The organism is Nocardia sp. NPDC023852 (genome assembly GCF_040639505.1).
Classification (GTDB): Bacteria; Actinomycetota; Actinomycetes; order Mycobacteriales; family Mycobacteriaceae; genus Nocardia.
Map to the genome: position 1 here is coordinate 270,613 of NZ_JBFAAB010000004.1, position 26,101 is coordinate 296,713.

22 protein-coding genes, 2 tRNA genes and 1 pseudogene are annotated in these 26,101 nt (G+C 67.4%); 14 read left to right on the plus strand and 11 right to left on the minus strand.

Features of this window, described 5'->3' with window-relative positions; all coding sequences use genetic code 11:
- Positions 1–282: 282 nt before the first annotated feature.
- The 3 genes from AB0H00_RS10685 to AB0H00_RS10695 all read right to left on the minus strand — a co-directional run bounded on the left by AB0H00_RS10685 (position 283) and on the right by AB0H00_RS10695 (position 3,833).
- Positions 283–1,143, minus strand: coding sequence for a nucleotidyltransferase domain-containing protein (locus tag AB0H00_RS10685; RefSeq protein WP_357264141.1), 861 nt, complete (start codon positions 1,141–1,143; stop codon positions 283–285).
- A 356-nt stretch (positions 1,144–1,499) separates the two neighbouring features.
- On the minus strand, positions 1,500–3,206 hold the full coding sequence (locus tag AB0H00_RS10690; protein WP_357264144.1) for an alpha/beta fold hydrolase: 1,707 nt from the start codon (positions 3,204–3,206) through the stop codon (positions 1,500–1,502).
- 72 nt (positions 3,207–3,278) lie between these two features.
- Complete coding sequence (locus tag AB0H00_RS10695; protein WP_357264147.1) at positions 3,279–3,833, minus strand: TetR/AcrR family transcriptional regulator; 555 nt, start codon at positions 3,831–3,833, stop codon at positions 3,279–3,281.
- Positions 3,834–3,980: 147 nt separating this feature from the next.
- Here AB0H00_RS10695 and serA point away from each other — a divergent pair, with 147 nt between their 5' ends.
- Both serA and AB0H00_RS10705 read left to right on the plus strand, forming a co-directional pair.
- Positions 3,981–5,579, plus strand: coding sequence for a phosphoglycerate dehydrogenase (gene serA, locus AB0H00_RS10700; protein WP_357264150.1), 1,599 nt, complete (start codon positions 3,981–3,983; stop codon positions 5,577–5,579).
- Between the two features lie 295 nt (positions 5,580–5,874).
- Positions 5,875–6,882 (plus strand): 3-isopropylmalate dehydrogenase, encoded by a 1,008-nt coding sequence (locus AB0H00_RS10705; RefSeq protein WP_357264153.1) that lies wholly within the window; start codon positions 5,875–5,877, stop codon positions 6,880–6,882.
- Positions 6,883–7,250: 368 nt separating this feature from the next.
- Here the strand turns inward: AB0H00_RS10705 and AB0H00_RS10710 are convergent, their stop codons facing one another.
- Positions 7,251–8,432 carry an MFS transporter gene (locus AB0H00_RS10710; RefSeq protein ID WP_357264156.1) on the minus strand — a complete coding sequence of 394 codons (1,182 nt, stop codon included), beginning with the start codon at positions 8,430–8,432 and terminating at the stop codon, positions 7,251–7,253.
- A gap of 220 nt (positions 8,433–8,652) precedes the next feature.
- Between AB0H00_RS10710 and AB0H00_RS10715 the strand changes: the two genes are divergently transcribed.
- The 4 genes from AB0H00_RS10715 (at position 8,653) to AB0H00_RS10730 (ending at position 11,363) form a co-directional block, all read left to right on the plus strand.
- Entirely contained in the window at positions 8,653–9,453 is an 801-nt protein-coding gene (locus AB0H00_RS10715; protein ID WP_357264158.1) for a fumarylacetoacetate hydrolase family protein, read from the plus strand.
- 13 nt (positions 9,454–9,466) lie between these two features.
- Positions 9,467–10,939 carry a glutamate--tRNA ligase gene (gene gltX, locus AB0H00_RS10720; RefSeq protein ID WP_357264161.1) on the plus strand — a complete coding sequence of 491 codons (1,473 nt, stop codon included), beginning with the start codon at positions 9,467–9,469 and terminating at the stop codon, positions 10,937–10,939.
- 133 nt (positions 10,940–11,072) lie between these two features.
- Positions 11,073–11,144: transfer RNA gene (locus AB0H00_RS10725), tRNA-Gln, on the plus strand.
- Positions 11,145–11,290: 146 nt separating this feature from the next.
- Positions 11,291–11,363: transfer RNA gene (locus tag AB0H00_RS10730), tRNA-Glu, on the plus strand.
- A 663-nt stretch (positions 11,364–12,026) separates the two neighbouring features.
- Here the strand turns inward: AB0H00_RS10730 and AB0H00_RS10735 are convergent.
- The 3 genes from AB0H00_RS10735 to AB0H00_RS10745 form a co-directional block, all read right to left on the minus strand.
- Positions 12,027–12,209, minus strand: a complete 183-nt coding sequence (locus tag AB0H00_RS10735; RefSeq protein WP_357264164.1) for a DUF5302 domain-containing protein — start codon at positions 12,207–12,209, stop codon at positions 12,027–12,029.
- Between the two features lie 149 nt (positions 12,210–12,358).
- Entirely contained in the window at positions 12,359–12,859 is a 501-nt protein-coding gene (locus AB0H00_RS10740; protein WP_357264166.1) for a PPOX class F420-dependent oxidoreductase, read from the minus strand.
- A gap of 32 nt (positions 12,860–12,891) precedes the next feature.
- On the minus strand, positions 12,892–13,593 hold the full coding sequence (locus AB0H00_RS10745) for an IclR family transcriptional regulator (protein WP_357264168.1): 702 nt from the start codon (positions 13,591–13,593) through the stop codon (positions 12,892–12,894).
- 167 nt (positions 13,594–13,760) lie between these two features.
- Here AB0H00_RS10745 and leuC point away from each other — a divergent pair, with 167 nt between their 5' ends.
- The 3 genes from leuC to AB0H00_RS10760 all read left to right on the plus strand — a co-directional run bounded on the left by leuC (position 13,761) and on the right by AB0H00_RS10760 (position 16,649).
- Positions 13,761–15,182 (plus strand): 3-isopropylmalate dehydratase large subunit, encoded by a 1,422-nt coding sequence (leuC, locus tag AB0H00_RS10750; RefSeq protein ID WP_357264171.1) that lies wholly within the window; start codon positions 13,761–13,763, stop codon positions 15,180–15,182.
- Positions 15,183–15,221: 39 nt separating this feature from the next.
- Positions 15,222–15,830, plus strand: a complete 609-nt coding sequence (gene leuD, locus AB0H00_RS10755; protein WP_357264174.1) for a 3-isopropylmalate dehydratase small subunit — start codon at positions 15,222–15,224, stop codon at positions 15,828–15,830.
- Between the two features lie 156 nt (positions 15,831–15,986).
- Positions 15,987–16,649, plus strand: coding sequence for an HU family DNA-binding protein (locus tag AB0H00_RS10760; protein ID WP_357264177.1), 663 nt, complete (start codon positions 15,987–15,989; stop codon positions 16,647–16,649).
- Between the two features lie 197 nt (positions 16,650–16,846).
- Here the strand turns inward: AB0H00_RS10760 and AB0H00_RS10765 are convergent, their stop codons facing one another.
- From AB0H00_RS10765 to cofC, 3 genes are all read right to left on the minus strand, one after another.
- Entirely contained in the window at positions 16,847–17,785 is a 939-nt protein-coding gene (locus AB0H00_RS10765) for a bifunctional NUDIX hydrolase/histidine phosphatase family protein (RefSeq protein ID WP_357264386.1), read from the minus strand.
- A gap of 20 nt (positions 17,786–17,805) precedes the next feature.
- Positions 17,806–19,965, minus strand: a complete 2,160-nt coding sequence (locus tag AB0H00_RS10770; protein ID WP_357264180.1) for an RNA degradosome polyphosphate kinase — start codon at positions 19,963–19,965, stop codon at positions 17,806–17,808.
- 69 nt (positions 19,966–20,034) lie between these two features.
- On the minus strand, positions 20,035–20,718 hold the full coding sequence (cofC, locus tag AB0H00_RS10775) for a 2-phospho-L-lactate guanylyltransferase (protein ID WP_357264183.1): 684 nt from the start codon (positions 20,716–20,718) through the stop codon (positions 20,035–20,037).
- 31 nt (positions 20,719–20,749) lie between these two features.
- On the opposite strand from cofC, the gene AB0H00_RS10780 reads away from it, so the two are divergent.
- Entirely contained in the window at positions 20,750–21,745 is a 996-nt protein-coding gene (locus tag AB0H00_RS10780; RefSeq protein ID WP_357264186.1) for an NAD(P)H-dependent glycerol-3-phosphate dehydrogenase, read from the plus strand.
- A gap of 87 nt (positions 21,746–21,832) precedes the next feature.
- Complete coding sequence (locus AB0H00_RS10785; RefSeq protein WP_357264189.1) at positions 21,833–22,936, plus strand: D-alanine--D-alanine ligase family protein; 1,104 nt, start codon at positions 21,833–21,835, stop codon at positions 22,934–22,936.
- A 41-nt stretch (positions 22,937–22,977) separates the two neighbouring features.
- Here AB0H00_RS10785 and AB0H00_RS10790 read toward each other — a convergent pair.
- A pseudogene (locus tag AB0H00_RS10790) lies at positions 22,978–23,556 on the minus strand (DUF3515 domain-containing protein); the annotation flags it as partial.
- Positions 23,557–24,049: 493 nt separating this feature from the next.
- Between AB0H00_RS10790 and thiL the strand changes: the two are divergent.
- The 3 genes from thiL to AB0H00_RS10805 are packed head-to-tail and all read left to right on the plus strand — an operon-like array spanning position 24,050 to position 26,086.
- Positions 24,050–25,087: a thiamine-phosphate kinase gene (thiL, locus tag AB0H00_RS10795; protein WP_357264191.1), complete on the plus strand. Its 1,038-nt coding sequence runs from the start codon at positions 24,050–24,052 to the stop codon at positions 25,085–25,087.
- 26 nt (positions 25,088–25,113) lie between these two features.
- Entirely contained in the window at positions 25,114–25,797 is a 684-nt protein-coding gene (locus AB0H00_RS10800; protein ID WP_357264194.1) for a uracil-DNA glycosylase, read from the plus strand.
- A 49-nt stretch (positions 25,798–25,846) separates the two neighbouring features.
- On the plus strand, positions 25,847–26,086 hold the full coding sequence (locus AB0H00_RS10805) for a hypothetical protein (RefSeq protein WP_357264197.1): 240 nt from the start codon (positions 25,847–25,849) through the stop codon (positions 26,084–26,086).
- Positions 26,087–26,101 lie beyond the last annotated feature (15 nt).

Consider the following 26,101-nt stretch of genomic DNA (forward strand, 5'->3'; position numbering starts at 1 on the left):
GTCCCGCGACAGTCCGTCGCGAGGGATCGCCAAGTTGTACGCGCAATGTCGGCGCCGTTCGCGCCGTTAGTGATTTCGGTTTGCAATTGGTTGCGCACGGTGTTGGATAGACTGGTTGTGTATTGCGACCGGCATTTGTCGACGAGGAGAGTGCCGGAGGCGTGACGGCGGACGTTCGGGATGCCCGATCAACGCGACGGTCGAGGTGATCGGCGGACGCTGCTTGTGCTTCGTGACGTGATATTCGGCAACCGTCGCCACTTCCGGGAACTGCTCGCCGGATCAGAGGAAGGCATCGCCTCCAATATCCTGTCCGATCGGCTCGATCGGCTGGGGCTGGTCTGCCAGCGCCTCGGCGCGGAAGAACTCCGCCGTGATCGCTCTGGCTCGCGCGGAATCCCGGCTGCCCGACTTGGGGAACGCGTCGGCGGCGCGGTCGAATTCGGCCGCGATGAACGCGGCGATCGGTGCGGGCGCCGTCCCGCCACCCATCTCGCGGGTGCGCGACTTCAGCTCGGTCAGCTCGGCCACCGCCGCCACGAGGTCGGCGGGTAGATCGCACTGCCGCATCAGCGTCGGCAGATGCATCGGCGCGACCGTCGCACCAGGATGCTCGCGTAACCACCGCAGAGCCATCGCCGGACGCAACGAATAGAACACCTTCTTCAGCGACCGCGCGCGGTCGAACAATGCCCACTGCTTGGCGCCCAAATGCAGATAATGCCGCGCCACCTTGTTCCGGTCGGCGACGTCCTCTGCCACCGCGCGCAGCCGGCCGCGGAACTGGGCGTCACCGCGGTACACGATCGGCGACATCAGCCACTCGATGAGCACCGCATTACCCTGCACCAGCAGGCGCAGTGCCTTGGCCAGGTCCCAGCCGTTCACGTCGAGCAGGCCGGCGAGCGGCGTCTCCAGCACATCGCGGGCGCGCCACGGGGAAAGATAGGTCTCCAGCCGGGCGACGTACACGAACCGGCAGTCGTAGTCCGAGTCCGGAGAGGGGAATCCCCAAGCGCGACTGCCGCTTTCGATCGCGAGTCGAATCGACACGTGGTTTTCCCGCTCGACCTGATCCAGTTCGCGATCGATGGACCCGACCACCGTCGGGTCCATCGAAGCCGGTATCGCGCGCAGGGACATGGACGCGATGGTAGATGTTCGAACGAACGCGACGCAGCTCCTTTTTCCCTGTGGCTCAGGGCTACCACACGGCGTTGCCGAGTACGGCGACAATGGCGAGCGCGCCGCCGAGTCGCACGGCCGCCGCGATGCCGAGTCCGCGTCGAAGCCGCCGGCCAGCGACCCCCGTCGGTCACCGTCGACGCCTTCTGGCCGCTCGTCGTTCGGACCCGGCCGCCGAATAGGTGCACCGACATGGTGCCGCTATTCCCTCTTTGGTATTCGATGCGCAGTGGTGAATTGTTCTATGCGGAGCCTCTTCCCGAGGCCGGTCGGCTCCCTCCCTTTTCGGGATCGGGCTCCTTCGATGGGCGAGGTCAGCCGCGCGCCGCGACGGCGGATACGCGGGCGAGTTCGGCCGCGAGCCGCGCTGGGTGGGTCAATTGCGGGTAGTGGCCGGCGCCCTCGATCGAGATCGAGTCCCGAGCTGTCGCGACAGTGACCGGATCGGCGGAACCGGCGATGATCCGCACTGGTACCTCGATCTTGTCGAGCAGCGCACGCAATTCGCCGCGCCTGCCAGGCGCGCTTGCGCGGCGCAGTGCCGCGATGGTGCGGACGGCGACACCGGGCCTGCGCAGGCCCCACGCGGCGCTCGCGAGAGCATCGCTCTCCGGCACGCCGAGCTGTTTCGCCAAGGCGGCGGCCGAGGTCCGACGCAGCGCCGCTGCCGCCAGCGGCGAGCGCAGCAGCATGCCGGACCGCGGCTGCAGGAACGCGGGCGAGACCAGCACCACACCGGAGATCCGCTCCGGATGCGCGGCCGCATACCGCAGCACCGGGCCGCAACCGAGTGAATGACCCACCAGCACAGGGCGAGTGCGCACCGAGGGCGATCCCGGCAGCACCGCATCGATGTCGCCGGGCGCCGACCGCCCGAGCCCGGGCAGGTCGAGCACCAGGCTAGGCGCGTCGAGTTCGGCACGGACCTCGTTCCAGGACTCGCCGTCCAGTGGAAGGCCGTGCACCAGCACGTGGGCCGGATCTTCGCGTTCACCGGAAACCCAGACCCGGTCGGTGAATCCAGCGGACGGATCGGCCTCTACCGCCCCGAATCGGCTGGCTACGAGATGGTCGGCCCACGCGAGTACGGTCGCCTCCGTCGGCGGCATGGTGAGCCCGAGCCGCCGCGCGACCGCATCCGCGGCGGACGTGTCGTAGCGGTCGTCGGCGATGAACGTCAGCGACTCCGGATCGGCGCCGGTCAGCGCGCGCGGGAGTCTCGCGACCACGCCCACCGGAATCGAGAAGCGCGGCGCACGGACGCCCAGATGGGTGGCCAGCAGGCGAATCAGTTTCGGCAACACGGGAGTTCGGGGATCGAGCACGGTGTACGACCGGCCCGCGGTGTCCGGCAGAGTGGGCAGACCGATCAGGAAGTCGGTGAAGTAACCCAGATCGACGATCGGAACGAAGGTGTCCCGACCGCCGGGAATCGCCGCGAGCCTGCCGTGCCATAGTTCCTCGACCATGCTCGCGAGTCCGACGTATTGGCCGGGGCCGAGCACGGAGCTCGGGTTCGCGATGGTCAGCGCGACCCCGAGTTCGGCGGCACGCCGCCGCAGGAGCGGATCCGATTCGCACTTGGACGCGCCGTACGCGCCCCGCTCGTAGTGCTGTTCGTCGGATTCCTCGACGGTGATCCGGTATCCGGTGATGTGCACCACGCGCCGTAGGCCAGGTAGTGCGGCGGCCCAGTCGAGGACCCGCAGCGCCCCGGTGACGTTGACCGCGTACGCATCCTCGGGTGCGAGTCCGAAGGCGAAGCGGGCCGCGCAGTTGTAGACGTCCCGGATGCCAGAGGGATCGAACCCGGCGGGTAGGCCGAGGTCGGGTGCGGTGACGTCGCACGCCACCATTTCGAGCTCGTCCAGGTCCACGCCGCGTCTCCGCAGCCATCCCATGAGTCGCTCCTCGCTGCCCTGCCGCAGTGCGGCCGTGACGGAGTGGCCTTGCTCGAGCAGGTGGGCGACCGCGGCGCGGCCGAGGAACCCGGCGGCGCCGAACACAATGCTGTCGGACATGACATTCTCCTGACTAGACCGGTCTACATATTCATTGGACAAAGAAAACTGCTGGTAAGTCGCGTCATGACGTCAGATCAGGGCCCGGATGGTGCGTTCTACCCGTTCCAGCGGCTCGCGGCTGCGTTGTGCGCGGGCCAAGAGCAACGCGCCCTCGACCATGGCCAGCAGCGCGGCCGCCAGATCGTCGGCATCGGCACGGCCGTCGGCGCGGAGCCGAATCCGCAGCGCCTGCTCCCATGCCGCGTAGGCGGCCGCGCACTGGACTTGGATGGGGTCGTTCGCCGCCGCGATGTCCAGAGCGACCGTGGCGACCGGGCAACCCTGCTGCCACCCGGAGGACTCCAGGCGGTCGCCGAATACCGCGAGCAGCCTGGTCGCGGCGTCGGCGGTGTCGCCGGGCTCGATCGTGTCGATCAGCGCCGCGATCTCCTTGCCGGACTGGGCGATCGCCTCTGCTACGAGCTCGTCCTTGCCGCCGGGGAAATGGAAGTAGAGCGAGCCGCGCGGTGCGCCGCTGGCTGCCAGGATCTGGTTGAGCCCCGCGCCGTAGTAGCCGTGCCGCTCCACCAGCGCGCGCGTCGCGTCGACCAGCTTGCCCCGGGTCTCGGTTCCCTTTGCGCCCATCATGCAACTGTAGACCGGTCTTCATATTTTCGCGACCCGTAAGACTGACGACGGCCGCCCACCAGGTGGTAGAAGGGATCCGAATCGCGCGGACTAAGCTGGTCGGCGGTAAATGCCGACCCCCCTTTTCCTCAGGAGTACCCCACAGTGAGCCAAGCAGGCCGTCCCGTAGTTCTGATCGCCGACAAGCTCGCCCAGTCGACCGTCGACGCGCTCGGTGACGGTGTCGAGGTGCGGTGGGTCGACGGCCCCGACCGCCCGGCCTTGCTCGCCGCGGTGCCCGAAGCCGACGCACTGCTCGTGCGCTCGGCGACCACGGTCGACGCCGAGGTCTTGGAGGCCGGAAAGAACTTGAAGATCGTCGCACGCGCGGGCGTCGGCTTGGACAACGTCGACGTGCCTGCCGCGACCGCGCGCGGCGTCATGGTCGTCAACGCGCCGACCTCGAACATCCACACCGCCGCCGAGCACGCGGTCACCCTGCTGCTGGCCGCCGCGCGTCAGATCCCGGCCGCGGACGCCACCCTGCGTGAGCACACCTGGCAACGCAGCAAGTTCAACGGTGTCGAGATCTTCGACAAGACGGTCGGTGTCGTCGGCCTCGGCCGCATCGGCCAGTTGTTCGCCGCGCGCCTCGCCGCCTTCGAGACCAAGATCGTCGCCTACGACCCGTACGTGTCCCCCGCGCGCGCCGCGCAGCTCGGCATCGAGCTGCTGAGCCTCGACGAGCTGCTCGAGCGCGCCGATCTGATCTCGATCCATCTGCCGAAGACCCCGGAGACCAAGGGCATCATCGGCAAGGAGGCCATCGCCAAGACCAAGCCGGGCGTGATCATCGTCAACGCCGCCCGCGGTGGTCTGGTCGACGAGGCCGCGTTGGCGGAGGCGATCAAGTCCGGTCACGTACGCGCCGCTGGCCTGGACGTGTTCGAAACCGAGCCGAGCACCGACAGCCCGCTGTTCGACCTGCCGCAGGTCGTCGTGACCCCGCACCTGGGCGCCTCCACCTCAGAGGCACAGGACCGCGCGGGTACCGACGTCGCCAAGTCGGTGCTGCTCGCCCTGGCCGGTGAGTTCGTGCCCGGCGCGGTAAACGTCACCGGCGGCACTGTCGGCGAGGAGGTCTCGCCGTGGCTGGACATCGTGCGCAAGCAGGGCGCCCTGCTCGGTGCGCTGTCCAACGAGCTGCCGGTCAGCGTCGAGGTCCAGGTGCGCGGCGAACTGGCCACGCAGGACGTCGCGGTGCTGCAGCTGTCCGCGCTGCGCGGCGTCTTCTCCGCGCTGGTCGAGGACCAGGTCACCTTCGTCAACGCGCCTGCCCTCGCCAAGGACCGCGGTATCACCGCCGAGGTCACCACGGCGGCGGAGAGCCCGAGCCACCGCAGCGTCGTCGACCTGCGTGCCGTGTTCGGTGACGGCCGCACCCTCAACGTCGCGGGCACGCTGACCGAGCCGCAGCAGGTGCAGAAGATCGTCAACATCAATGGCCGCAACTACGACATGCGCGCCGAGGGCCTGAACCTGGCCGTGCTGAACTACGAGGACAAGCCGGGTGCGCTGGGCAAGATCGGCACCAAGCTCGGCGAGGCCGATGTCGACATCCTCGCCGCGCAGCTGAGCCAGGACGTCGACAAGGAAGGCGCGACCTTGGTTCTGCGGGTGGCCCGCGAGGTACCCGCCGATGTACAGGCCGCGATCGCCGAGTCGGTCGGCGCAGCCAAGGTCGTCCTGGTCGATCTGTTCTGATCGCGTCGGGATCTGGCATCCCGATACCGGAGAATCGATGCCGCGCCCGAAGTTGTTCGTGGTGCGGCATCGATCTGCCGAAGCGCGATCGGCGCGGGGCCGTGCCGATCTGCTCGCGAGAGGCGTGCGCGATGGGTTCGCCGCAGCGCCTGGTGCTCGACCGACCGACCGCACCAAGTACCGTGACGGTGCTGCGGTCACCCGGTCGGAAAGTCGGTGCCTCACCCCGACGGCCTTACCCGTGCCGCGCGCTATGGCGGCCGTGGTCGGCAAAATCGAACGGAGCATTGTTGTCATGAAGCTTGCTGTCATCCCGGGCGACGGTATCGGGCCCGAGGTCATCGCCGAGGCGCTCAAGGTGCTCGACGTGGTCGTGCCCGGTGTCGAGAAGACCGAATACGACCTCGGTGCGCGGCGCTACCACGCGACCGGCGAGATCCTGCCTGACTCGGTGCTGCCGGAGCTCAAGCAGCACGACGCGATCCTGCTCGGCGCGATCGGTGATCCGTCGGTACCCAGCGGCGTGCTCGAGCGCGGCCTGCTGCTGCGCACCCGGTTCGCGCTGGACCATCACGTGAATCTGCGACCTTCCAAGCTGTTCCCCGGTGTGACCAGCCCACTGGCCGGCAGCCCCGAGATCGACTTCGTCGTGGTGCGCGAAGGCACCGAGGGGCCCTACACCGGTACGGGCGGCGCGATCCGAGTCGACACCCCGCACGAGGTGGCGACCGAAGTCAGCACCAACACCCGCTTCGGCATCGAGCGCGTGGTGCGCTACGCCTTCGCCAAGGCGCAGGCTCGGCGCAAGCACCTCACGCTCGTGCACAAGAACAATGTGCTCACCTTCGCCGGTTCGCTCTGGCAGCGCACCGTGGACGAGGTCGCGGCCGAGTTTCCTGATGTCACAACGGCTTACCAGCACATCGATGCCGCGACCATCCACATGGTGAACGACCCGGGCCGGTTCGACGTGATCGTCACCGACAACCTGTTCGGCGACATCATCACCGACCTCGCCGCCGCGGTGAGTGGCGGCATCGGCCTGGCCGCGAGCGGCAATATCGATGCCTCCGGGACGAACCCGAGCATGTTCGAGCCGGTGCACGGCAGTGCCCCCGACATCGCGGGCCAGTCGAAGGCCGACCCGACTGCGGCGATCCTCTCGGTCTCTTTGCTGCTCAATCATTTCGGCGACACCGCGGCGGCAGCCCGCATCGAGTCGGCCGTCGCCGAGGACCTCGAGTCCCGCTCCGGCGCCGACTCGACCGTGCAGATCGGCGACCGCATCGCCGCCACCGTCTGACCCACCACCCGACGAAGGTCCCGTTCCCGATCCGGGAGCGGGACCTCCATTCGGTCGCCGTGCGGCCCAATGATTTCGGTCGACGGGCTCGGTTGCCTCTTTCGGTACAGATTCATCAGCTGGTCTGCCGCACGACCCATGACCACTCGGCTCACCGGGCCCTAAGCTCGTCATAGTCCGTGCGTGGAACCAAGAGTGGGCGCGGCTTGTTCTTCGATGTTGCGGCGAAGCGGCTCGCGATGTCGACACCGCTGACAATCGGCAGCGAGCCTCGCTGAGGAAGGTCAGGCGGCGGCGAACGCGACGTTCGGAACGAGCGGCGAAGCGGGTCGGAGGGCTGGAGGGCGTGAATTCCGCGGGGGTTCCAGCTAATCGGGGTCGTCGGGTACCAGGGGAATCGCCGTTATTGCCGCGGCGGCCGCGAGCAGGAACGCGGCGGGGAAGCCGCTTGCCGTGATGAGGGCGCCGAATACCGGAGGGATGGCCGCCATCGCGAGGTTCTGGCCGGTGTTCTGGATGCCGAGGCCGCGGCCGCTCCAATACGGCCCCGCGATTTCGGCGACCGCGGTGAACGCCAATCCGTTGTCGGACACGGTGATTACCGACGCGGCGATCAGCAGCGGGATGGCGGCCCACCACCAGTGCGTCCACGCGGTCAAGGCCAAGGCGGCCATCGAGATGACGGCGGCGACGGCGATAGTGCGCAGCGGGCCCATCCGGCTGCCGACGCGATCCGACCACGCCCCTGCTCCGATCCGACCCAGCGCGCCCAGGAGTTGGGTGGCGGTCACCAGCACGCCGGCCGCGGCCAGCGACCAGCCGACGTCGCGGTGCAGCCACAGCAGCGCGAACGTCCAGACGGTGCCCTGCGGGACAACCAGCAGCACCGAGACCAGATGGATTCGCCATAGTGTCGCGTCGTCGCGATAAGGGTTGGCGCGCAAGGCCGAATCGGCGGCGGCGCCTTCTGGACGAGGCGGGTCGACGATGCCGATCCGACAGCCGACGGCGGCCACGCCCGCCATGATCGCGGGTACCAGAATGGCCGCGGGCACGCCGTACGTCCCGGCCACAGCCGGAATCGCCAGGGCGCCTATTCCGACGCCGAGCGGCTGCGCGGTCTGCCGGATGCCCATGGCCAATCCGCGCCGCTGCGGCGGGAACCAGCCGACGATCACCCGGCCGCTGGCGCCATTGGTACTCGCCGCCCCGATGCCGCCGAGGAATAGCAGCGCGCCAAGGGCGATGTCATCGGTCGTGGTCGCGGCCGCGCAACCCGCCGCCAGCATCAGCAGCGGACCGCCGACCAGCACCTTGCGCTCGCCGACCCGGTCGACCACGTATCCCCACGCGATGAGGGTGCACACCAGCGCGACGGTCGGCATGGCAACCAGCAGACCGGCCGTGGCCAGTGGCATGCCGCGGTCGGTCAGCGCGGGCAGCAGGAAGGGGACGCCATGGATGAAGACCGCGCTGGAGGCCTGTGCGAAAACCCCGAGGCCGAGCATGGACCACCGGCGAACCTCGTGGACCTGCGTGACGGTAGCCATCGACATCACCTCGAATCTCAATATATGGGACAACGTTCTCACCTATTGAAAAGGTGTGCTTACCGTACACCGCTGACCGAGCCGTTCGCCGAACAGCGGCTGTCGCACTGCTCACAGCTGATCCGGGCAGCTGCGAGCCGGGCCGGGCCGTTCCGTGGTTCCGTACCACTCGGTCGGGCGCGTACGAGCAGGTGGAAGCAAGGTCGATAGACTGCCGGGCATGCGTCTAGGTCGAGTTGCCAGTCCCGATGGGGTCGCCTTCGTGAGCATCGAAGGCGATGGAAGCGACATCGCAGGAGGGGGTAAGGCAGGATCCGAGATCGCCAAGGAGATCGCGGAACACCCGTTCGGCACGCCGACGTTCACCGGCCGGAGCTGGCCGCTGGCCGATGTGCGATTGCTCGCGCCGATTCTGGCGAGCAAGGTGGTCTGCGTCGGCAAGAACTATGCCGCGCACGCGGCCGAGATGGGCGGCCCAGCGCCCGCCGACCCGGTGATCTTCCTCAAGCCGAACACTTCGATCATTGGTCCGAACGCCCCGATCATCCTGCCGCCCAGCTCCGCTCAGGTCGATTACGAGGGTGAGCTGGCCATCGTCATCGGCCGCCCGTGCAAGGACGTGCCCGCCTCTCGCGCGCTGGACGTCGTGCTCGGTTACACCGCCGCCAACGACGTGACCGCCCGCGACCAGCAGCGACACGACGGCCAGTGGACCAGAGGTAAGGGCTACGACACGTTCTGCCCGCTCGGGCCGTGGATCGAAACCTCTTTGGATCCTTCGGATCTGGAGATCGTCACCGAACTCGACGGTGAGGTCCGGCAGCGCAGCCGGACTTCTCTTCTGCTGCACGATATTCCGAAGCTCATCGAGTGGATCACCACCGTGATGACGCTGCTGCCCGGTGATGTCATTCTCACCGGCACCCCCGAGGGCGTCGGCCCGCTTCAGAACGGGCAGCAGGTGTCCGTGACTGTGGAGGGCATCGGAACCCTCACCAATCCCGTTGCCGCCAAACGCTGATCGAAAGAGAGCCATGACTGAAGTACGGGTCCGATTCTGCCCGTCACCGACGGGAACACCACACGTCGGCCTGATCCGGACGGCGCTGTTCAACTGGGCGTATGCCCGCCATCACGGCGGCACATTCGTCTTCCGTATCGAAGATACCGATGCCGCACGCGATTCCGAGGAGTCCTACCGGGCGATCATCGACGCGTTGCGCTGGCTCGGCCTCACCTGGGACGAAGGGCCTGAGGTCGGCGGGCCCTACGAACCGTACCGCCAGTCGCAGCGAAGGGACCTGCATCTGGACGTGGTTCGGCGTTTGCTGGAGGCAGGGGAGGCCTACGAATCCTTCTCCACGCCTGAGGAAGTCGAGGCCCGCCACCGTGCCGCTGGACGCGATCCGAAGCTGGGCTACGACAACTACGACCGCGACCTCACTCCCCAGCAGATCACGGCACATCATGAGGCCGGGCGCCCCGCCGTGATCCGGCTCCGGATGCCCGACGAGGATCTGTCCTGGCATGATCTCGTGCGCGGCGAGACCACCTTCAAGGCGGGGACCGTGCCGGATTTCGCGCTCACCCGCGGCAATGGCGATCCGCTGTACACGCTGGTCAACCCCGTCGACGACGCGCTGATGCGGATCACCCACGTCCTGCGCGGCGAGGACCTGCTCTCCTCGACCCCGCGTCAGCTCGCGCTCTACGCCGCATTGCGCCGGATCGGGGTTACCGACTTCACTCCCGAGTTCGGCCATCTGCCCTTCGTCATGGGTCAGGGCAACAAGAAGTTGTCCAAGCGTGATCCCGAGTCGAATCTGTTCGCTCACCGAGACCGAGGATTCATCCCGGAGGGTTTGCTGAATTACCTCGCGCTACTCGGTTGGGGCCTCGCGGAGGATCGTGATGTGTTCACCATGACGGAGATGGTCGAGGCTTTCGACATATCGAAAGTAAATTCGAATCCGGCCAGATTCGACCAGAAGAAGGCGGACGCGATCAACGCCGAGCACATCCGATTGCTGGAGCACGGTGATTTCGCGCACCGGCTTCGGGATTACCTCACCGAACACGGCCACATCGGTGCGGAAATCGATGAGAAGGTGTTCACCGCGGCGGCCGAACTCGTGCAGACCAGGATCGTGGTGTTGTCGGACGCTTGGGAACTGTTGCGTTTCTTGTTCGCGCCGTCGGATCAGTTCACGATCGACCCCGTCGCGGGCGCTAAGAATCTCGGCGCCGACGCGACCGCGGTATTGCAGGCTGCTATTGCCGCAGTGGAGCCGCTGACGGAATGGACGGCACCGGCGCTCGAAGACGCGCTGAAAACGGCGCTGATCGATGATTTGGGGCTGAAACCGCGTAAGGCCTTCGCGCCGGTGCGGGTCGCGGTCACCGGCTCACATATCAGCCCGCCGCTGTACGAGTCGTTGGAACTGCTCGGCCGTGCGGTCACCGTGGACCGGCTGCGCGCGGCGCTGGCGTGGACCGCGCAGGCCTGAGCGCGCGAACCGGGCGGAAAATGCGGTCTTGACCAGGCGATTTGTAATATACCGGTAGCCGTTTGGTACTCTTCTTCTCGGCCCGGAACACGGTCTCGAGTCACCCAGATGCGAGACCGAGTGACCTGGTCATTGGGGTATGGTGTAATTGGCAACACAGCTGATTCTGGTTCAGCCATTCTAGGTTCGAGTCCTGGTACCCCAGCGGAGAGTGTTGTTCGACTTCGGTTCGCGGCCGAAATGAGTACAGCATCCGGCGATTTGGTCGCCGAGCTTCGGCCGGTTATGCTAGCCAAGCCTCCTGATCGAAAGATCACCACGGTGCTCCTCGCGGAAGCGGGAAGCAGTCCTGGCCCCGTCGTCTAGAGGCCTAGGACGCCGCCCTCTCAAGGCGGTAGCGCGGGTTCGAATCCCGTCGGGGCTACACAAGTGAAAGGTCCATGCCCGTAGGGCATGGACCTTTCTCGTTTCGCGATGTTTGTGAGCTGCACCCGCCCCGCCCCGCCTGCGGGCTGCGTCCCTCGCACTCCCAGCGGCGGGTCTGGGCAGGTCAGGACGACATCGAGCTGAACTGGCGGCGTTGTCGGCAGGAAACCAAGACTGCGTTGGCTGTCTCGTCCGGTCGAGTCAGGGGACGGTTCGCATGGGGCTGAGTGCCCGTCGGGCAGTGGCGGACTGCGTTGGCTGAGCGGCCAGCAGGCAGCTGAGGATCGGATTGGCCGGGGTGCTCAGTCCGGCAGCCGCAGACCGCGTTGGTCGGGTTCAGTCGGCCGGCGATGGGGGACCGAGTGGTCTGGCCGGGCCGCTGGTCAAGGGGTCCTCGGCCAGTCCGAGATGATTTGCCAGAAATTTGCCGCAGAGGTGTGGCGGATATATGCCCTCGGTTTCGCGCTGTAACTGCACTGGTCGCGCGGTGAAGCCGCGTTCGTCGAGATGTTCGATGTCCAGTCACTGGCCGGAACGTTCTGGCCAGATCAGTCAGGCTGATTCGCCTGGTCGAGCCGTCGGGTCGGGTCGACGGCTGGGTGTGGCGGATAACGGAAGGCCCTCCTGCGGTTCGGCTGGAGGGCCTTGCTCGTCTCGCGGATCAACCGCTCTTGCGGCGGAATTCCCGCTTGTGGCTGGCCGCGGTGTGCGCCGCGGAAGCCTTGGACCGGCCGTCCAGGTGGTCGGCCGCACGGGCGTTCTGCTGATTCTTGCGCTCGAGCGCCTCGCGGAACTTGCGCTTCACCTCGTCGGCGCTGTCATGGGAACTATCCGAATCCGCCATCGCCTGCTCCTCGTCATCGCGGCCGTGCACCGCATCCCCTCGGGCCGTGGTGCCCGGCCGATTCGTGTCGAACGCCTCGACGCTATCGGGTTCGAGGCGGTTGTGTCAGTTGGAATTCGGGCGCGTCGCTCGCCCGGGTCGTGCTCGGCTCAGTCGAGCCACTGTGCGGTGGTGCCGCCGAGCGGTAGCTGTGGAAGGCCCAGTTTGCGGTGATCCCAGCTGCGTACGTGCTCGGGAACGACGCGGACGGCGACCCGCTTGTGCAGCATGGACTCCACCATCGGGCGCGTCTCTTCGCTGTAGGGCCCGGTGTAGCGTTCCCAGACGCTCACACCGACCGCGAACAGTTTTCCGGCGTCCTCGACGATTTCGGCACGACCCTCGATCGACACACCGCGCAGCTGGTCGTAGGTCTGGCCCGCCTCGACCATGCAGGTGACCCGGGGATCGCGGCGCAGGTTCACCGCCTTCTGCGACTTGGCCTTGGTCTCGAACCAGATCTCGCCGTCGATGAGCGCGTACCACATGGCGGTCAGGTGCGGCGTTCCCTTTCTGCTGATGGTTGCCAGTGTCGCGATCCGGCTGCGCTCCAGGAACTCGGTGATCTCGGTGTCGGACATCACGATCTGTGCCCGTTGGTTGACTCCCATTGGCCAACCATAGAGAGTTCGACCGAAACGTGTTACAGGCGCTTGTGCAATGCCTCGGCCGCGGCGACCAGGTCCGCCGCCCAGCGGGCGCCCGGCCTGCGGCCCATCCGGTCGATCGGGCCCGATACCGATACGGCGGCGACGATGGTGCCGGCGGCATCGCGCACCGGTGCGGAGACGCTGGCCACACCCGCCGCGCGCTCGCCTGCGCTCTGCGCCCAACCGCGCTTGCGGACCTCGGCCAGCGCCCGCTCTCCGAACACCGCGTCGGGCAGAATAATGCGCTGCAGCTCTGGATCGGACCAGGCGAGCAGCACCTTGGCGGCCGAGCCCGCGGTGAGCGGAAGGCGCGCCCCGATCGGGACGGTATCGCGCAGTCCGACGGGGGGTTCCAGCGCCGCGACACAGATGCGCGCGTTGCCGTCGCGGCTGTAGAGCTGAACGCTCTCCCCGGTGATCTCGCGCAGCCGGGGCAGAATGGCCGACGCGGCATCGAGCAGCGGGTCGTTGGCGCCGGTCGCGAGTTCGGCGAGGGCCGGTCCGGGGCGCCACATCCCGTTGTTGTCGCGGGCGAGCAGGCGGTGCACCTCCAGGCCTACGGCAAGACGATGCGCGGTAGCGCGAGGCAATCCGGTGCGTGCGCACAGCTCGTTGAGACCGCAGGGATGCTCGGCTACGGCGTACAGGACCGCCACTGCTTTGTCGAGGACGCCGACACCGCTATGCTGTCTCATAGAACGATACTAGCGTCCCGGATGTTGAGAAATCCATCGGCGAAAACGCACCTTCGCGGATTCCGGTCTCCATGGTCCGACCAGGCGCAGCTATCTCAACAGGTGCAACCGTCGCCGCGCCACAGCCCGGATCGCGGAACGGCTGCTCGTCCGAAAGGTGATCGACTATGGCCGAACCGCGCACGCTGGCCGAGAAAGTATGGGACCAGCATGTCGTCGCTCGCGGTGCAGGTGAGGGCGCCTCGCGCGAACCCGACCTGATCTATATCGACCTGCACCTCGTCCACGAGGTGACCAGTCCGCAGGCCTTCGACGGGCTGCGCGCCGCGGGCCGGCCGGTGCGGCGACCGGATCTCACCATCGCGACCGAGGACCACAACGTTCCGACGATCGATATCGACAAGCCGATCGCCGACCCGATTTCGCGGACCCAGGTGGAGACGCTGCGGCGCAATTGCGCGGAATTCGGTGTCCGGCTGCATCCGATGGGCGACTTGGACCAGGGAATCGTTCACGTGGTCGGGCCGCAGCTCGGCTTGACCCAGCCGGGGACAACGGTGGTGTGCGGCGACAGCCACACCTCGACACACGGCGCGTTCGGCGCCCTGGCGATGGGTATCGGCACGTCCGAAGTCGAGCATGTGCTTGCCACCCAGACCCTCTCGCTGCGCCCGTTCAAGACTATGGCGATCACCGTGGACGGCGCGCTGCCTGCGGGCGTGACGAGCAAGGATCTGATCCTGGCGGTCATCGCGAAGATCGGCACCGGCGGCGGCCAAGGGTACGTCCTGGAGTATCGGGGCGAGGCCATCCGCGCCATGTCGATGGAGGCCCGAATGACGATCTGCAACATGTCCATCGAGGCGGGTGCGCGGGCGGGCATGATCGCACCGGACGCCACGACCTATGAATTCTTGAAAGGGCGGCCGCACGCCCCGCGGGGGGCCGACTGGGATGCGGCGGTGGTCGCCTGGGAGGCGCTGAAGACCGACCAGGGCGCGGTTTTCGACGCCGAGGTGCACATCGACGCCGCCGAGCTGTCCCCGTTCGTCACCTGGGGCACCAACCCGGGGCAGGGCGCCCCGCTCGGTGCGGCGGTGCCCGACCCCGCGGAAATCGCTGACGAGGCGGCCCGCGAATCGGCAGAGAAGGCACTGCGGTACATGGATTTGGAGCCGGGAACTCCGCTTCGGCAAGTCTCGATCGACACCGTATTCGTCGGTTCGTGCACCAACGGGCGCATTGAGGATTTGCGCGCGGTGGCCGGGATTTTGAAGGGGCGCCATGTCGCCGACGGAGTGCGAATGCTGGTTGTACCGGGCTCGATGCGGGTTCGCGCGCAGGCGGAAAAAGAAGGATTAGGGGAGATTTTCACCGCGGCTGGCGCCGAATGGCGGCAGGCGGGGTGCTCAATGTGTCTGGGAATGAATCCGGACCAACTCGCGCCCGGCCAGCGTTGCGCCTCCACATCGAACCGGAACTTCGAAGGTAGGCAGGGCAAAGGCGGCCGCACCCACCTGGTTTCCCCCCTCGTAGCGGCCGCGACGGCGCTCCGTGGAACTCTGTCGTCGCCTGCGGATCTGGACTGACCGGCCCCGCTACACCCAATCGAACCCAGGAGATTCGTTATGGAAGCCTTCACTGTGCACCAGGGCATCGGGGTGCCGCTGCGCCGCTCCAATGTCGATACCGATCAGATCATCCCCGCCGTCTATCTGAAGCGGGTAACCCGCACCGGATTCGAGGACGGGTTGTTTGCCGCATGGCGAACGGATCCGACATTCATTCTGAACATCGAGCCCTACAACAGGGGTAGTGTGCTGGTCGCGGGTCCGGATTTCGGTACAGGATCCTCGCGTGAGCACGCCGTTTGGGCGCTGTCGGACTACGGCTTTCGGGTGGTCATCTCGTCGCGGTTCGCCGACATCTTCCGTGGCAATGCGGGTAAAGGCGGTCTGGTGGCGGCTCAGATGTCACAGAACGATGTCGAAATGCTCTGGAAGTTGCTGGAGGAACAGCCGGGCATGGAATTGGTTGTGGACCTCCGAGCCCGCACCGTGGCGGCCGGAACCGTCGTGTTGCCGTTCGATATTGATGACTACACCCGGTGGCGTCTGCTCGAAGGATTGGACGACATCGGACTGACTCTGCGCCGGAGTGACACCATCGCCGAGTTCGAAAGGGCAAGGCCGGCATGGAAACCCACCACCCTGCCGGCACATATTTCGCAGACGTAATCACCCCCGCGTGTTAGCTGTGCGGCCTGAGTAGCGGTAGCTGGACGTGTGCTAAACCACATGAATTTTGGCGTGGCACATAGACTCTTGCCCAAAGTGGGTTTACCGTGGTACCTAGTCGGTCCGACGACGGGCCATTAGTCTGCGGAGGATTCAATGAACAAGGCGGAACTGATCGACGTTCTGACCGAAAAGTTGGGTACGGACAGGCGCACGGCCACCGCGGCAGTCGAGCATGTGGTCGACACCATCGTGCGCGCGGTGCACAAGGGTCAGAGCGTCACTATCACCGGATTCGGTGTGTTCGAACAGCGTAAGCGTGCGGCTCGCGTCGCACGGAACCCGCGCACCGGCGAAACCGTGAAGGTGAAGCCCACTTCGGTGCCCGCGTTCCGTCCCGGCGCGCAATTCAAGGCGGTCATCGCGGGTAAGCAGAAGCTGGCGGCGAGCGGTCCCGCCGTCAAGCGCGGCGTGAACGCACCGGTGGCCGCAAAGAAGGCCGCCGCGAAGAAGACGGCGGCCAAGAAGGCCGCCGCAAAGAAGGCGACCGCGACCAAGGCGCCTGCCAAGACGACAGCCCGTAAGGCCGCCGCCAAGGCTCCGGCAAAGACCACCGCCCGCAAGGCGACTGCGACCAAGACCGCCGCCAAGAAGGCGCCCGCGAAGAAGGCGCCCGCGGCCAAGAAGGCTCCCGCCAAGAAGACAGCTACGAAGGCTACTGCGGCCAAGAAGACCACCGCCGCGAAGAAGACCGTCGCCAAGAAGGCGCCTGCGAAGAAGACCGCGGCCAAGAAGGCTCCGGCTCGCCGCGCCCGCTGATATATCACCCCACCGTCGTATCGGCGCCGAACGGGCCCGCCTCGGAAGGCTGGGCCATTCGCCTCACCGATTGAAATGGCCCCGGGACGCACCCCCCGGGGCCATTTTCCGCGGTGCAGTGGCCGCGGCAGTGCAGTGGCTGCGGCGGTGCCGCGATGTGGTTCCGACACGACAAGGCGCCGCGGTGCTGTGAGCCGTCAGGAATTCACGACACCGGTCGAGAGCGACCGATCCAGATGGTCCGCGGCCACCAACCGCCCCTCGGCAAACGACAACACCCACACACTGCCCTTACGGTTGCGCGCCGACGGCAGCACGACGCCGTCGCGGTCGGCCCACCACTGCAGCAGGTCCGGGATCACCTTTCCCTGGCTGCAGATGACGCGAACGGCATTGTCGGTCACGAGAGCTCGGGTGCGCTCGCGGGCCGCGTCGGGCGCCGCAGCGTAACCGGCCTCGGAAAGCAATGGCTCCAGGGTGATTTCGACGCCGAGTTTCTCGGCCAGCGGCGCCACCGTCTGCACACAGCGAAGCGGATCGGCGGAGAAGATCTCGGATGCCCCGAAGGCCAGCAGGTTCGGCACCAGAGCCCGCCCCTGAGCCTCGCCCTGTCGATCCAGGGGGCGCTGCTCGTCCGGCCCGTTGAAGCGGTCTCTCCGGCCCGCTTTCGCATGCCGCACGAGCAGCAGCGTGCTCGTGCGGGCGGGCAGGCGGGCGAAGGCGCGCAGCACCTGCCGATCCATCGGATACGACAACTGGTCCATCACCCGGTCCAGCGGGTGCCAGCTGAGTTCGTCCACCTCGGAATTGGCGGCGAACTCGCCGTCTACGACCTCGGCCGCCCAATAGTCGACCCTCTTCAATTTGCGATGGCCCGGGATCGGGTAAGTCACGTGCCCGAGGTAGCGGCCGAGCCTGCAATCCAGCCCGGTCTCCTCGGCGACCTCGCGGACCGCGGCGAGCACTGGGGTCTCTCCGGGATCCAGCTTGCCCTTCGGCAGCGACCAGTCCTGGTATTTGGGGCGGTGGACGATCGCGATCTCGACCGCTCCGTTCACTGTCCTGCGCCACGGTACCGCGCCCGCGGCGTAGATATTGGCGGTGACGCGGGGATCCCAGAACGGGCCCCCGTCCATCTCGTACCCGGTGCTATCGCTCACTGCTGTTCGGGCCTCCGCAGCCGCATGAGGAACTCCTGATGGTCTCGTATCTTGTCGCCGTCGGTGGTCTGCTCGGGCCAGGCCTGCCAGGCACCGTCCGCCTGGAGTACCCAGCAGCGTGTCGTCGCAGACAGCGCCGAGTCGAATACCTCGCCGAGCTGCTCGGTCAACCGCGGATCCTTCACCTGCGCCATCACCTCGACCCGGCGGTCCAGGTTGCGATGCATCATGTCGGCACTGCCGATCCAGTACTCGTCCTGCGCCTGGAAGTGCAGGATGCGCGAGTGCTCCAAGAACCGACCCAGGATCGAGCGGACCTCGATGTTCTCGCTCATCCCAGGAACACCGGGGCGCAGCCCGCAGATGCCGCGCACCACGATGCGTACCGGTACGCCTGCCTGGGAGGCTCGATACAGCGCGTCGATGACCTCCTCGTCTACGATCGCGTTGGCCTTCAACCTGATTCGGGCTTCGCGCCCCTGGGATGCCAACTCGGTCTCGCGCTGGATCCGCTCGATGATGCCCGCGCGCACGCCGTGCGGAGCGACAAGTAGGTTGCGGTAGTTCTCTTTTCGCGAGTAACCGGTCAGTGAATTGAACAGGTCGGTCAGATCGGCACCGATTTCCGGTGCGGCAGTGAGCAATCCGACGTCCTCGTATAAGCGCGCGGTCTTCGGATTGTAGTTTCCGGTCCCGATGTGGCAGTAGCGGCGGATGGTCGCGCCCTCGCGGCGCACCACCAGGCAGGTTTTGCAGTGGGTCTTGAGTCCGATGAGGCCGTAGACCACATGCACGCCCGCCTGCTCCAACGCGCGGGCCCACTTGATGTTGGCCTGCTCATCGAAGCGCGCCTTGATCTCGACCAGCGCGACCACCTGCTTGCCCGCTTCCGCGGCGTCGATGAGCGCGTTGACGATCGGCGAGTCGCCGGAGGTGCGGTAGAGCGTCTGCTTGATCGCGAGCACCTGCGGGTCGGCGGCGGCCTGTTCGATGAATCGCTGCACGCTGGTGGAGAACGAGTCGTAGGGGTGGTGCACGAGCACGTCGCCCTCGCGCAGCGCCGCGAACACGTTGCGCGGCGTCTCCCGCTCGCCGAACGCGGGCGGCGTCGCGGGGACATAGGGGGTGTCCTTCAGATTCGGTCGGTCGACGCCGTACACCTGCCAGAGGCAGGACAGGTCGAGCAGGCCGGGCACCTGGATCACGTCGCCGGGATGGACGTCCAGCTCGCGCAGTAGGAGATCGAGCATGTGCTCGGTCATATCGTCGGAGACCTCGAGCCGCACCGGCGAACCGAACCTGCGCCGGGCCAGTTCGCGTTCCAGTGCCTGCAGCAAGTCCTCGTCGCGGTCCTCGTCGACCTCGAAGTCGGCATTACGGGTGATCCGGAAAGAGTGGTGCTCGGCCACCTCCATGCCCGGGAACAGTAGCTCCAGATGCGCCGCGATGAGCGCTTCCATCGGCAGGAAAGCCGCGATGGGGGAGGCGGATTCGGTGCGGCGCACGCGGACGAAGCGATCGACGTTGTCGGGAACCTTGACGCGGGCGAAGTGCTCGCCGCCGTTGGAGTAATCCTTCACCGTCACCGCGAGGTTGAGGCTCAGCCCGCTGATGTAGGGGAACGGATGTGCTGGATCCACCGCGAGCGGGGTAAGAACCGGGAACACCTGATCCTGAAAGTAGCCCGAGAGGCGCTGGCGCTCATCGTCGTCCAAGTCGGACCAGTCGATGATCGCGATGCCCTCGCCGGTCAGCGCGGGCAGCACGTCGTCGAGGAAGACACGGGCATGTCGCACCGCGATTTCCTGGGCGCGCGCCGCGATCAACTCCAATTGCTCCCCCGGCGAACGGCCGTCGGCCGACCGCACGAGCAGGCCGGTCTCGGCGCGCCGTTTCAAGCCCGCCACCCGCACCATGTAGAACTCGTCGAGATTCGACGCGAAGATAGCGAGGAACTTCGCCCGCTCCAGCAGGGGAAGCGACGCGTCCTCGGCGAGGGCGAGCACCCGGGCGTTGAAGTCGAGCCAGCTCAGTTCGCGATTGAGGTAGCGATCACGGGGCAACCGCTGCGCCGCCGAGTCGGCGGACAGTGGTGTAGCCGCCGGAAGAGGTGGGGGAAGCAACGGTTGCTGCTTGACAATTTCCGTATCGCTCACATCACGATCATCCCCTACCGACGGGGCCGTGTGCAGTACTCCGTCGGGATTGCCGTCCATGGCGACCGTCTAGCATACATGCGGAACGTGCTTGGGAACGCGACCTGGCCAGCCGATGTCGTGCAGCACGGCGCGCGTCGCGTTCCCGGCCCCGAGCGCCACCGCGCGGTCCAAGTCGTCGGCGGTGTCGACGTCCAGGCGCAGGCCCGGCCAGTCTCCGGTCAGATCGACCGCACCCGCGGCGACATGGCGGAGTGCCGAGCCGGGACCGAAACGCGGCTCGAGCGCGGCGGCCGGGTCGCGGACCAGGAGCGCGGCTGTGCCGCTGCCCGCGTGGTCGACCACGATCGACCGCACGCCCCGCGGGGCGGTGGCGAGCATGTCGGACAACTCCTCCGGGCGCAGCGCGGGGAGGTCCGCCTGGAGGGCGAGCAGATCGATCGGGCCGTGCGCCCCGCGCAACGCGGCGGCAGTGCTGGCCAAGGCGGTGTTGAGCCCGTCGGAGTCGGCGCCGAGCGGCTCGGGATGGACGTCGGCGCCCAGCGCGCGAGCCAGGTCGGCCACGGCGGGATCCGGAGTGACCACCGTGACCGACACGACATCGGGGACCGCCGCGGTGGCGGTCACGGTGTCGGCGAGCATCGCCAGCACCAGCCGCGCGCGGTGCTCCGGGCGCAGCCGATCGGCCAGTCGGCTCTTGGCCCGATCGAGGCTCTTGACCGCGATCACGGCATGCACGGCGTGCGGGCGCATGCGACCAATCCTTCCATGGCATATTGGGCTGATGACGAGGGCGGCTGTACTTGGCGCGGGATCGTGGGGGACGGCATTCGCGAAGGTGTTGGCGGATGCGGGAACCGACGTCACGATCTGGGCCCGGCGACCCGAGGTGGCCGCGACGCTGGCCTCCGAACATCGCAATCCCGATTACCTGTCGGATATTCCGCTGCCGCCGATCGCGGCCACCCATGACCCCGCGGTGGCGCTGGACGGCGCGGACATCGTGGTGCTCGCGGTGCCGTCGCAATCCTTGCGTGTGAATCTCGCGGAGTGGAAGCACCTCATCGGGCCGGATGCGTCGCTGCTGAGCCTGGCGAAGGGAATCGAGACCGGAACGCTGTTGCGGATGAGTCAGGTGATCGAGGAGGTCACCGGCGCCGACCAGAGCCGGGTCGCGGTGCTGTCCGGGCCGAATCTGGCGCGGGAGATCGCGGTTGGCCAGCCGGCCGCGACTGTGATCGGCTGCACCGACACCGACCGCGCGGTCGCGCTGCAGCACGCCAGCGCGACCGGATACTTCCGGCCGTACACCAACACCGACGTGATCGGTTGCGAAATCGGCGGCGCGTGCAAGAACGTCATCGCACTCGCCTGCGGCATCGCCTCGGGAATGGGATTGGGCGACAATTCGATCGCCAGCCTGATCACCCGTGGTCTGGCCGAGATCATCCGGCTCGGGGTGGCCCTCGGCGCGGAGCCGGTGACCTTGGCGGGTCTTGCCGGGGTCGGCGACCTGGTAGCCACCTGCACATCGCCGCTGTCGCGCAACCGGTCCTTCGGCCACGTGCTCGGTGCGGGCGGTTCCATGGACGCCGCGCAGTCGGCGACTCATGGCCAGGTCGCGGAGGGTGTGAAGTCCTGCACATCCATCCGGGCGCTCGCCGAGCGGCACGGGGTGGAGATGCCACTGACGACCGGGGTGCACCAGGTGTGTCACGAAGGTCTCTCCGTGCGTGAAGCTGTCGGCAACCTGCTCGGTCGGCGGATCAAACCGGAGTGATCCGAACCGGCCCGCACGCGGGCGACATCGCCGTGGCCGGGACAGTCAGCGGTTAGGCGGGTCCTGGAAACGGGTACGGTTCGGGGCATGACGAACCGGATCAGGGTGGCCGTGGTGTTCGGCGGCCGCAGCAACGAGCACGCCGTGTCCTGCGTGTCCGCCGGGAGCGTGCTGCGGAACCTGGATCCGGAGAAGTACGAGGTGGTGCCGATCGGCATCACCACGGAGGGTCGGTGGGTACTAGGCGGTTCCGACGTCTCCGCGCTCGGCATCAACGACGGTGCCCTGCCGTCGGTGGACGCCACCGGCACGGCGCTGACTCTGGCCGCCGACCCGAGCCGCTCGGGGGCGCTGATCGCGCTCGATGATCCGAGCGCCGCGGTCGGCTCGGTCGACGTGGTGTTCCCGATCTTGCACGGACCGTTCGGTGAGGACGGGACCTTGCAGGGGATGCTCGAGCTCGCCGGGATCCCGTACGTCGGTCCCGGTGTGCTGGCCAGCGCGGCGGGCATGGACAAGGAATTCACGAAGAAACTGTTGGCGGCCGAGGGACTCCCGATCGGCACGCAGGTGGTGCTGCGGCCCGGCACTGCGACGGTCGCCGAGGCGGATCGGGCGCGCCTGGGACTCCCGGTGTTCGTCAAGCCCGCGCGCGGTGGGTCGTCGATCGGCATCACCAAAGTGACCGACTGGAGTGAGCTGGACACGGCGATCGCGGTGGCGCGTGCGCACGACCCCAAGGTGATCGTGGAGGCGGGCATCGTCGGACGCGAAGTGGAGTGCGGTGTGTTGGAGTTCCCGGACGGGCGGCTCTCGGCGAGTGTGGTCGCGGAGATCCGGATGCCGGAAGAGGACACCACCGCTGACAGCCCCGAGTTCTACGACTTCGATACGAAATACCTCGATGACGTCTGCGAATTCGACGTTCCGGCCAAGCTGGACGACGACGTGTCCGATCGGATCAGGGAACTCGCCGTGCGCGCCTTCCAGGCGCTCGACTGTCAGGGCCTCGCACGCGTCGACTTCTTCGTCACCGAGCAGGGACCGGTGATCAACGAGATCAACACCATGCCGGGCTTCACCGCGATCTCCATGTATCCGCGTATGTGGGAAGCCACCGGCATCGACTACGCCGTGCTGGTTTCCACCCTCGTCGAAACCGCCCTCACCCGGGGCACCGGCCTGCGCTAGTCGAGATCACCGGGATGCCGGCCCGCACAGAAGCCGTCCGGTCAGTTGGGGAGCGGACCTGGGTCGATCGGCTGAGCGGGAAGGGTGGCGGTGATGGTGTCGGAGACCTCTTGCAACGGGGTCGGGCCGGATCCGTCGGGCACGGTCAGCGCGAGATAGGTTTCCCGGTCGACAGCGAACCAGGTGCTCGCCTTCGCGGCCTGGTCGCGGACCTCGAACCACTGGACGCCGTTCACGATCTGTAGGGGTGCGGCGCGGTGGAACTCCAACGGGCGGTCCAGGCCGCAGCGCAGGACGATCGGGTCGCCGCCATCGGCGCGCTGCCACGCTCGAGTGGCGGGCGGGGCGGGCTCGACGAGCGTCGACTTCGTGAATTCACCCAGCTCCGCGGGCAAGGCGGGCAGCAGTGCGGTGCAGGCGGGACCAGCGGCGGCGGGAGCGGGAACGGGACCGAGCACCAACGGTTCACGGTCGACCGGCGCGCGGCGCGCCAGCACGGCGGCCACGAGCACGGCGACGACCAGGATGACGGGAAGGGCAACGGCGGTGGCGATCAAGGCCGGGGAGTACTGGCGTGTCGGGGCGTCCGCGGGCGAGGCGTCTTCGGCCGCAGCGGGTTCCGTCGCGTCGTCGGCAGGTTCGACGGTCGCTGTGTCGGCGCTCCGGGCTGGGACTTCTTCCCCAACCGCCGGTGTCTCCGTGTCGGCCGCACCGGCTTCGGTGGCCGGCCCGGTGGCTCGAGCGGGGAAGTCCGCACCGTTGCCGCCCGACGCTTCGACGTCGGGAGCGGTGTCGGGGTCCGAGCCCGCGTCGTCGGTGGTGTTCCTCGCCGAAGGGTTTGTCGACTCGGAATCCCGAGCGTCGGGGTCGGAGCTTGTGGCCGCTGGTTGCTTGTCCTCGGCCGAGTCCCGGTTCGGCGAATCCGCCGCCATGCCCACCGATCCTTCCTGCTCGCGCTGAACGGTGCCGGACGTCGGCGCCGCGGGAGCGCGGCGGCACGGTGGACCGGCCCGGTGATACCCAACTGCCCTGGAAAGGGTACCGTCGGGCCGATTCCAGCAAGCGGCGTGCCTGAAAGGATCGGTCATCAGCGAGAGCACGGGCCCGAGGACGGTGCGTGAACTGGGGGAGTTCGCGCTGATCGACCGTATCAATGCGGGCCGGGTGCAGGCGCGCGGCGTGCTGCTCGGTCCTGGCGACGACGCGGCGCTGGTGGCCGCGCCGGATGGCCGGTTCGTGGTCACCACCGACATGCTCGTGCAGGATCGGCATTTCCGGTTGGACTGGTCGAGCCCCGAGGACATCGGTCGCAAAGCTATCGCCCAGAACGCCGCCGATGTCGTCGCTATGGGAGCGGTGCCGACCGCGTTCGTCGTCGCGCTCGGCTGCCCGGCCGACACCCCGCTCGAGGTGGTCGACGGTCTCGCGGATGGCATGTGGGCCGAGGCCGTCAGGGTGGGCGGATCGATCGCGGGGGGCGACCTGGTTCGCAGCCGCGATCTGGTCATCTCCGTCACCGCTTTCGGTGACCTTCGTGGCGGGGCGCCGATCACGAGAGCCGGTGCACGCGTGGGTGACACGGTCGCCGTCGCAGGCCGTCTCGGCTGGTCGGCCGCGGGCCTCGCCGCGCTCACCGCCGGTATGACCGCCGTCGACTTAGCCGAAGCACTTGCCGCCCATCGCATTCCGCGGCCGCCGTACGCGGCGGTGCTGGATGTGCTGCACGGCGCCGCTGATGTGGATGCGCAGGCGGAAGTGGGCAGTTCGGAGCGACATCCGGATAATACGGAGCGGACCTGTTCGCCGGCAGCCGGGCTGCACGCGCTGACTGATGTATCCGACGGGTTGCTCGCCGATGTGGGGCATGTCGCGGCGGCCTCCGGCGTCGCCATCGATCTGGATTCGGCGGCCCTGCGTGACCGGGCGCTCGAACAGATCGCCGCGCGACTGGATGCCGATGTGGCGCAATGGATCCTGACCGGCGGCGAGGATCATGCCTTCGTCGGCGTGTGGGCGCCGGGGTGTGTGCCGCCCGCTGGATGGGTCACGATCGGGCGGGTTGTCGCCGGTCGCGGGGTCACCGTCGACGGCGTGGTGCACGCGGGTGACGGTGGGTGGGAATCGTTCCATGGGGCGGACTCGCCGTTCTAGGGCGGACCACGATAAGTTGTGCGGTCATGGGCGAGAAACCACTGTCGGAAGTCATGGATTCGGGATGGGCGAAGGCACTGGAGCCGGTCACGGATCGGATCGGTGCGATGGGGGATTTCCTGCGTGCCGAGAACGCCGCGGGCCGTGGCTACCTACCGTCCGGTGAGAATGTCCTGCGCGCCTTCCAGCGTCCGTTCGACGCGGTGCGAGTGCTCGTCGTCGGCCAGGACCCCTACCCGACGCCCGGCCACCCGATGGGACTCAGTTTCTCTGTGGCGCCCGATGTTTCGCCGATTCCGCGCAGCCTGGCCAACATCTTCGCGGAGTACAGCAAAGACCTCGGGCACCCGACGCCGTCGTGCGGCGACCTGAGCCCGTGGTCGGACCAGGGTGTGTTGATGCTGAACCGAGTGCTCACAGTGTCGCCCGGTAAGCCTGCCTCGCATCGAGGCAAGGGCTGGGAGGCGGTCACCGAACAGGCGATTCGCGCCCTCGTCGCCAGGGACGAGCCGCTCGTGGCGATCCTGTGGGGCAAAGACGCGTCGACGCTGAAGCCGCAGTTGGCCGAGGCTGAGATCCCCTACATCGAGTCCGCGCATCCGTCGCCGTTGTCCGCGTCGCGTGGTTTCTTCGGTTCCCGCCCCTTCTCGCGAGTCAATGAATTGCTCGACGAACTGGGGGCCGAACCGGTTGACTGGCGCCTGCCTTGAGGTGCCTGTATGTGATCGACCAAAAAGATATCGAGTGAGGAGCTTTTCCATGCACAACACCACCGTCCGCAGCGCGCTGCGCGGCACCACCGCGACCCTGGCCGTCTGCGCCGCGCTCACTAGCGGAGCCGCCGTCGCCGGCGCGTCCCCGCTGCGGCTCGAGCCCGCCACGGAAACCACCTCGGCGCCGGTCGCCGAGGAGTTCACCTCCACCGGCTCCTCCACCATCTCCGCGTCGGTGAACGCCAAGGTCGCGTGCCTGTTCTTGGTGGGCAACCTCGCCTGCTGAGGTCTTGATCGAGAG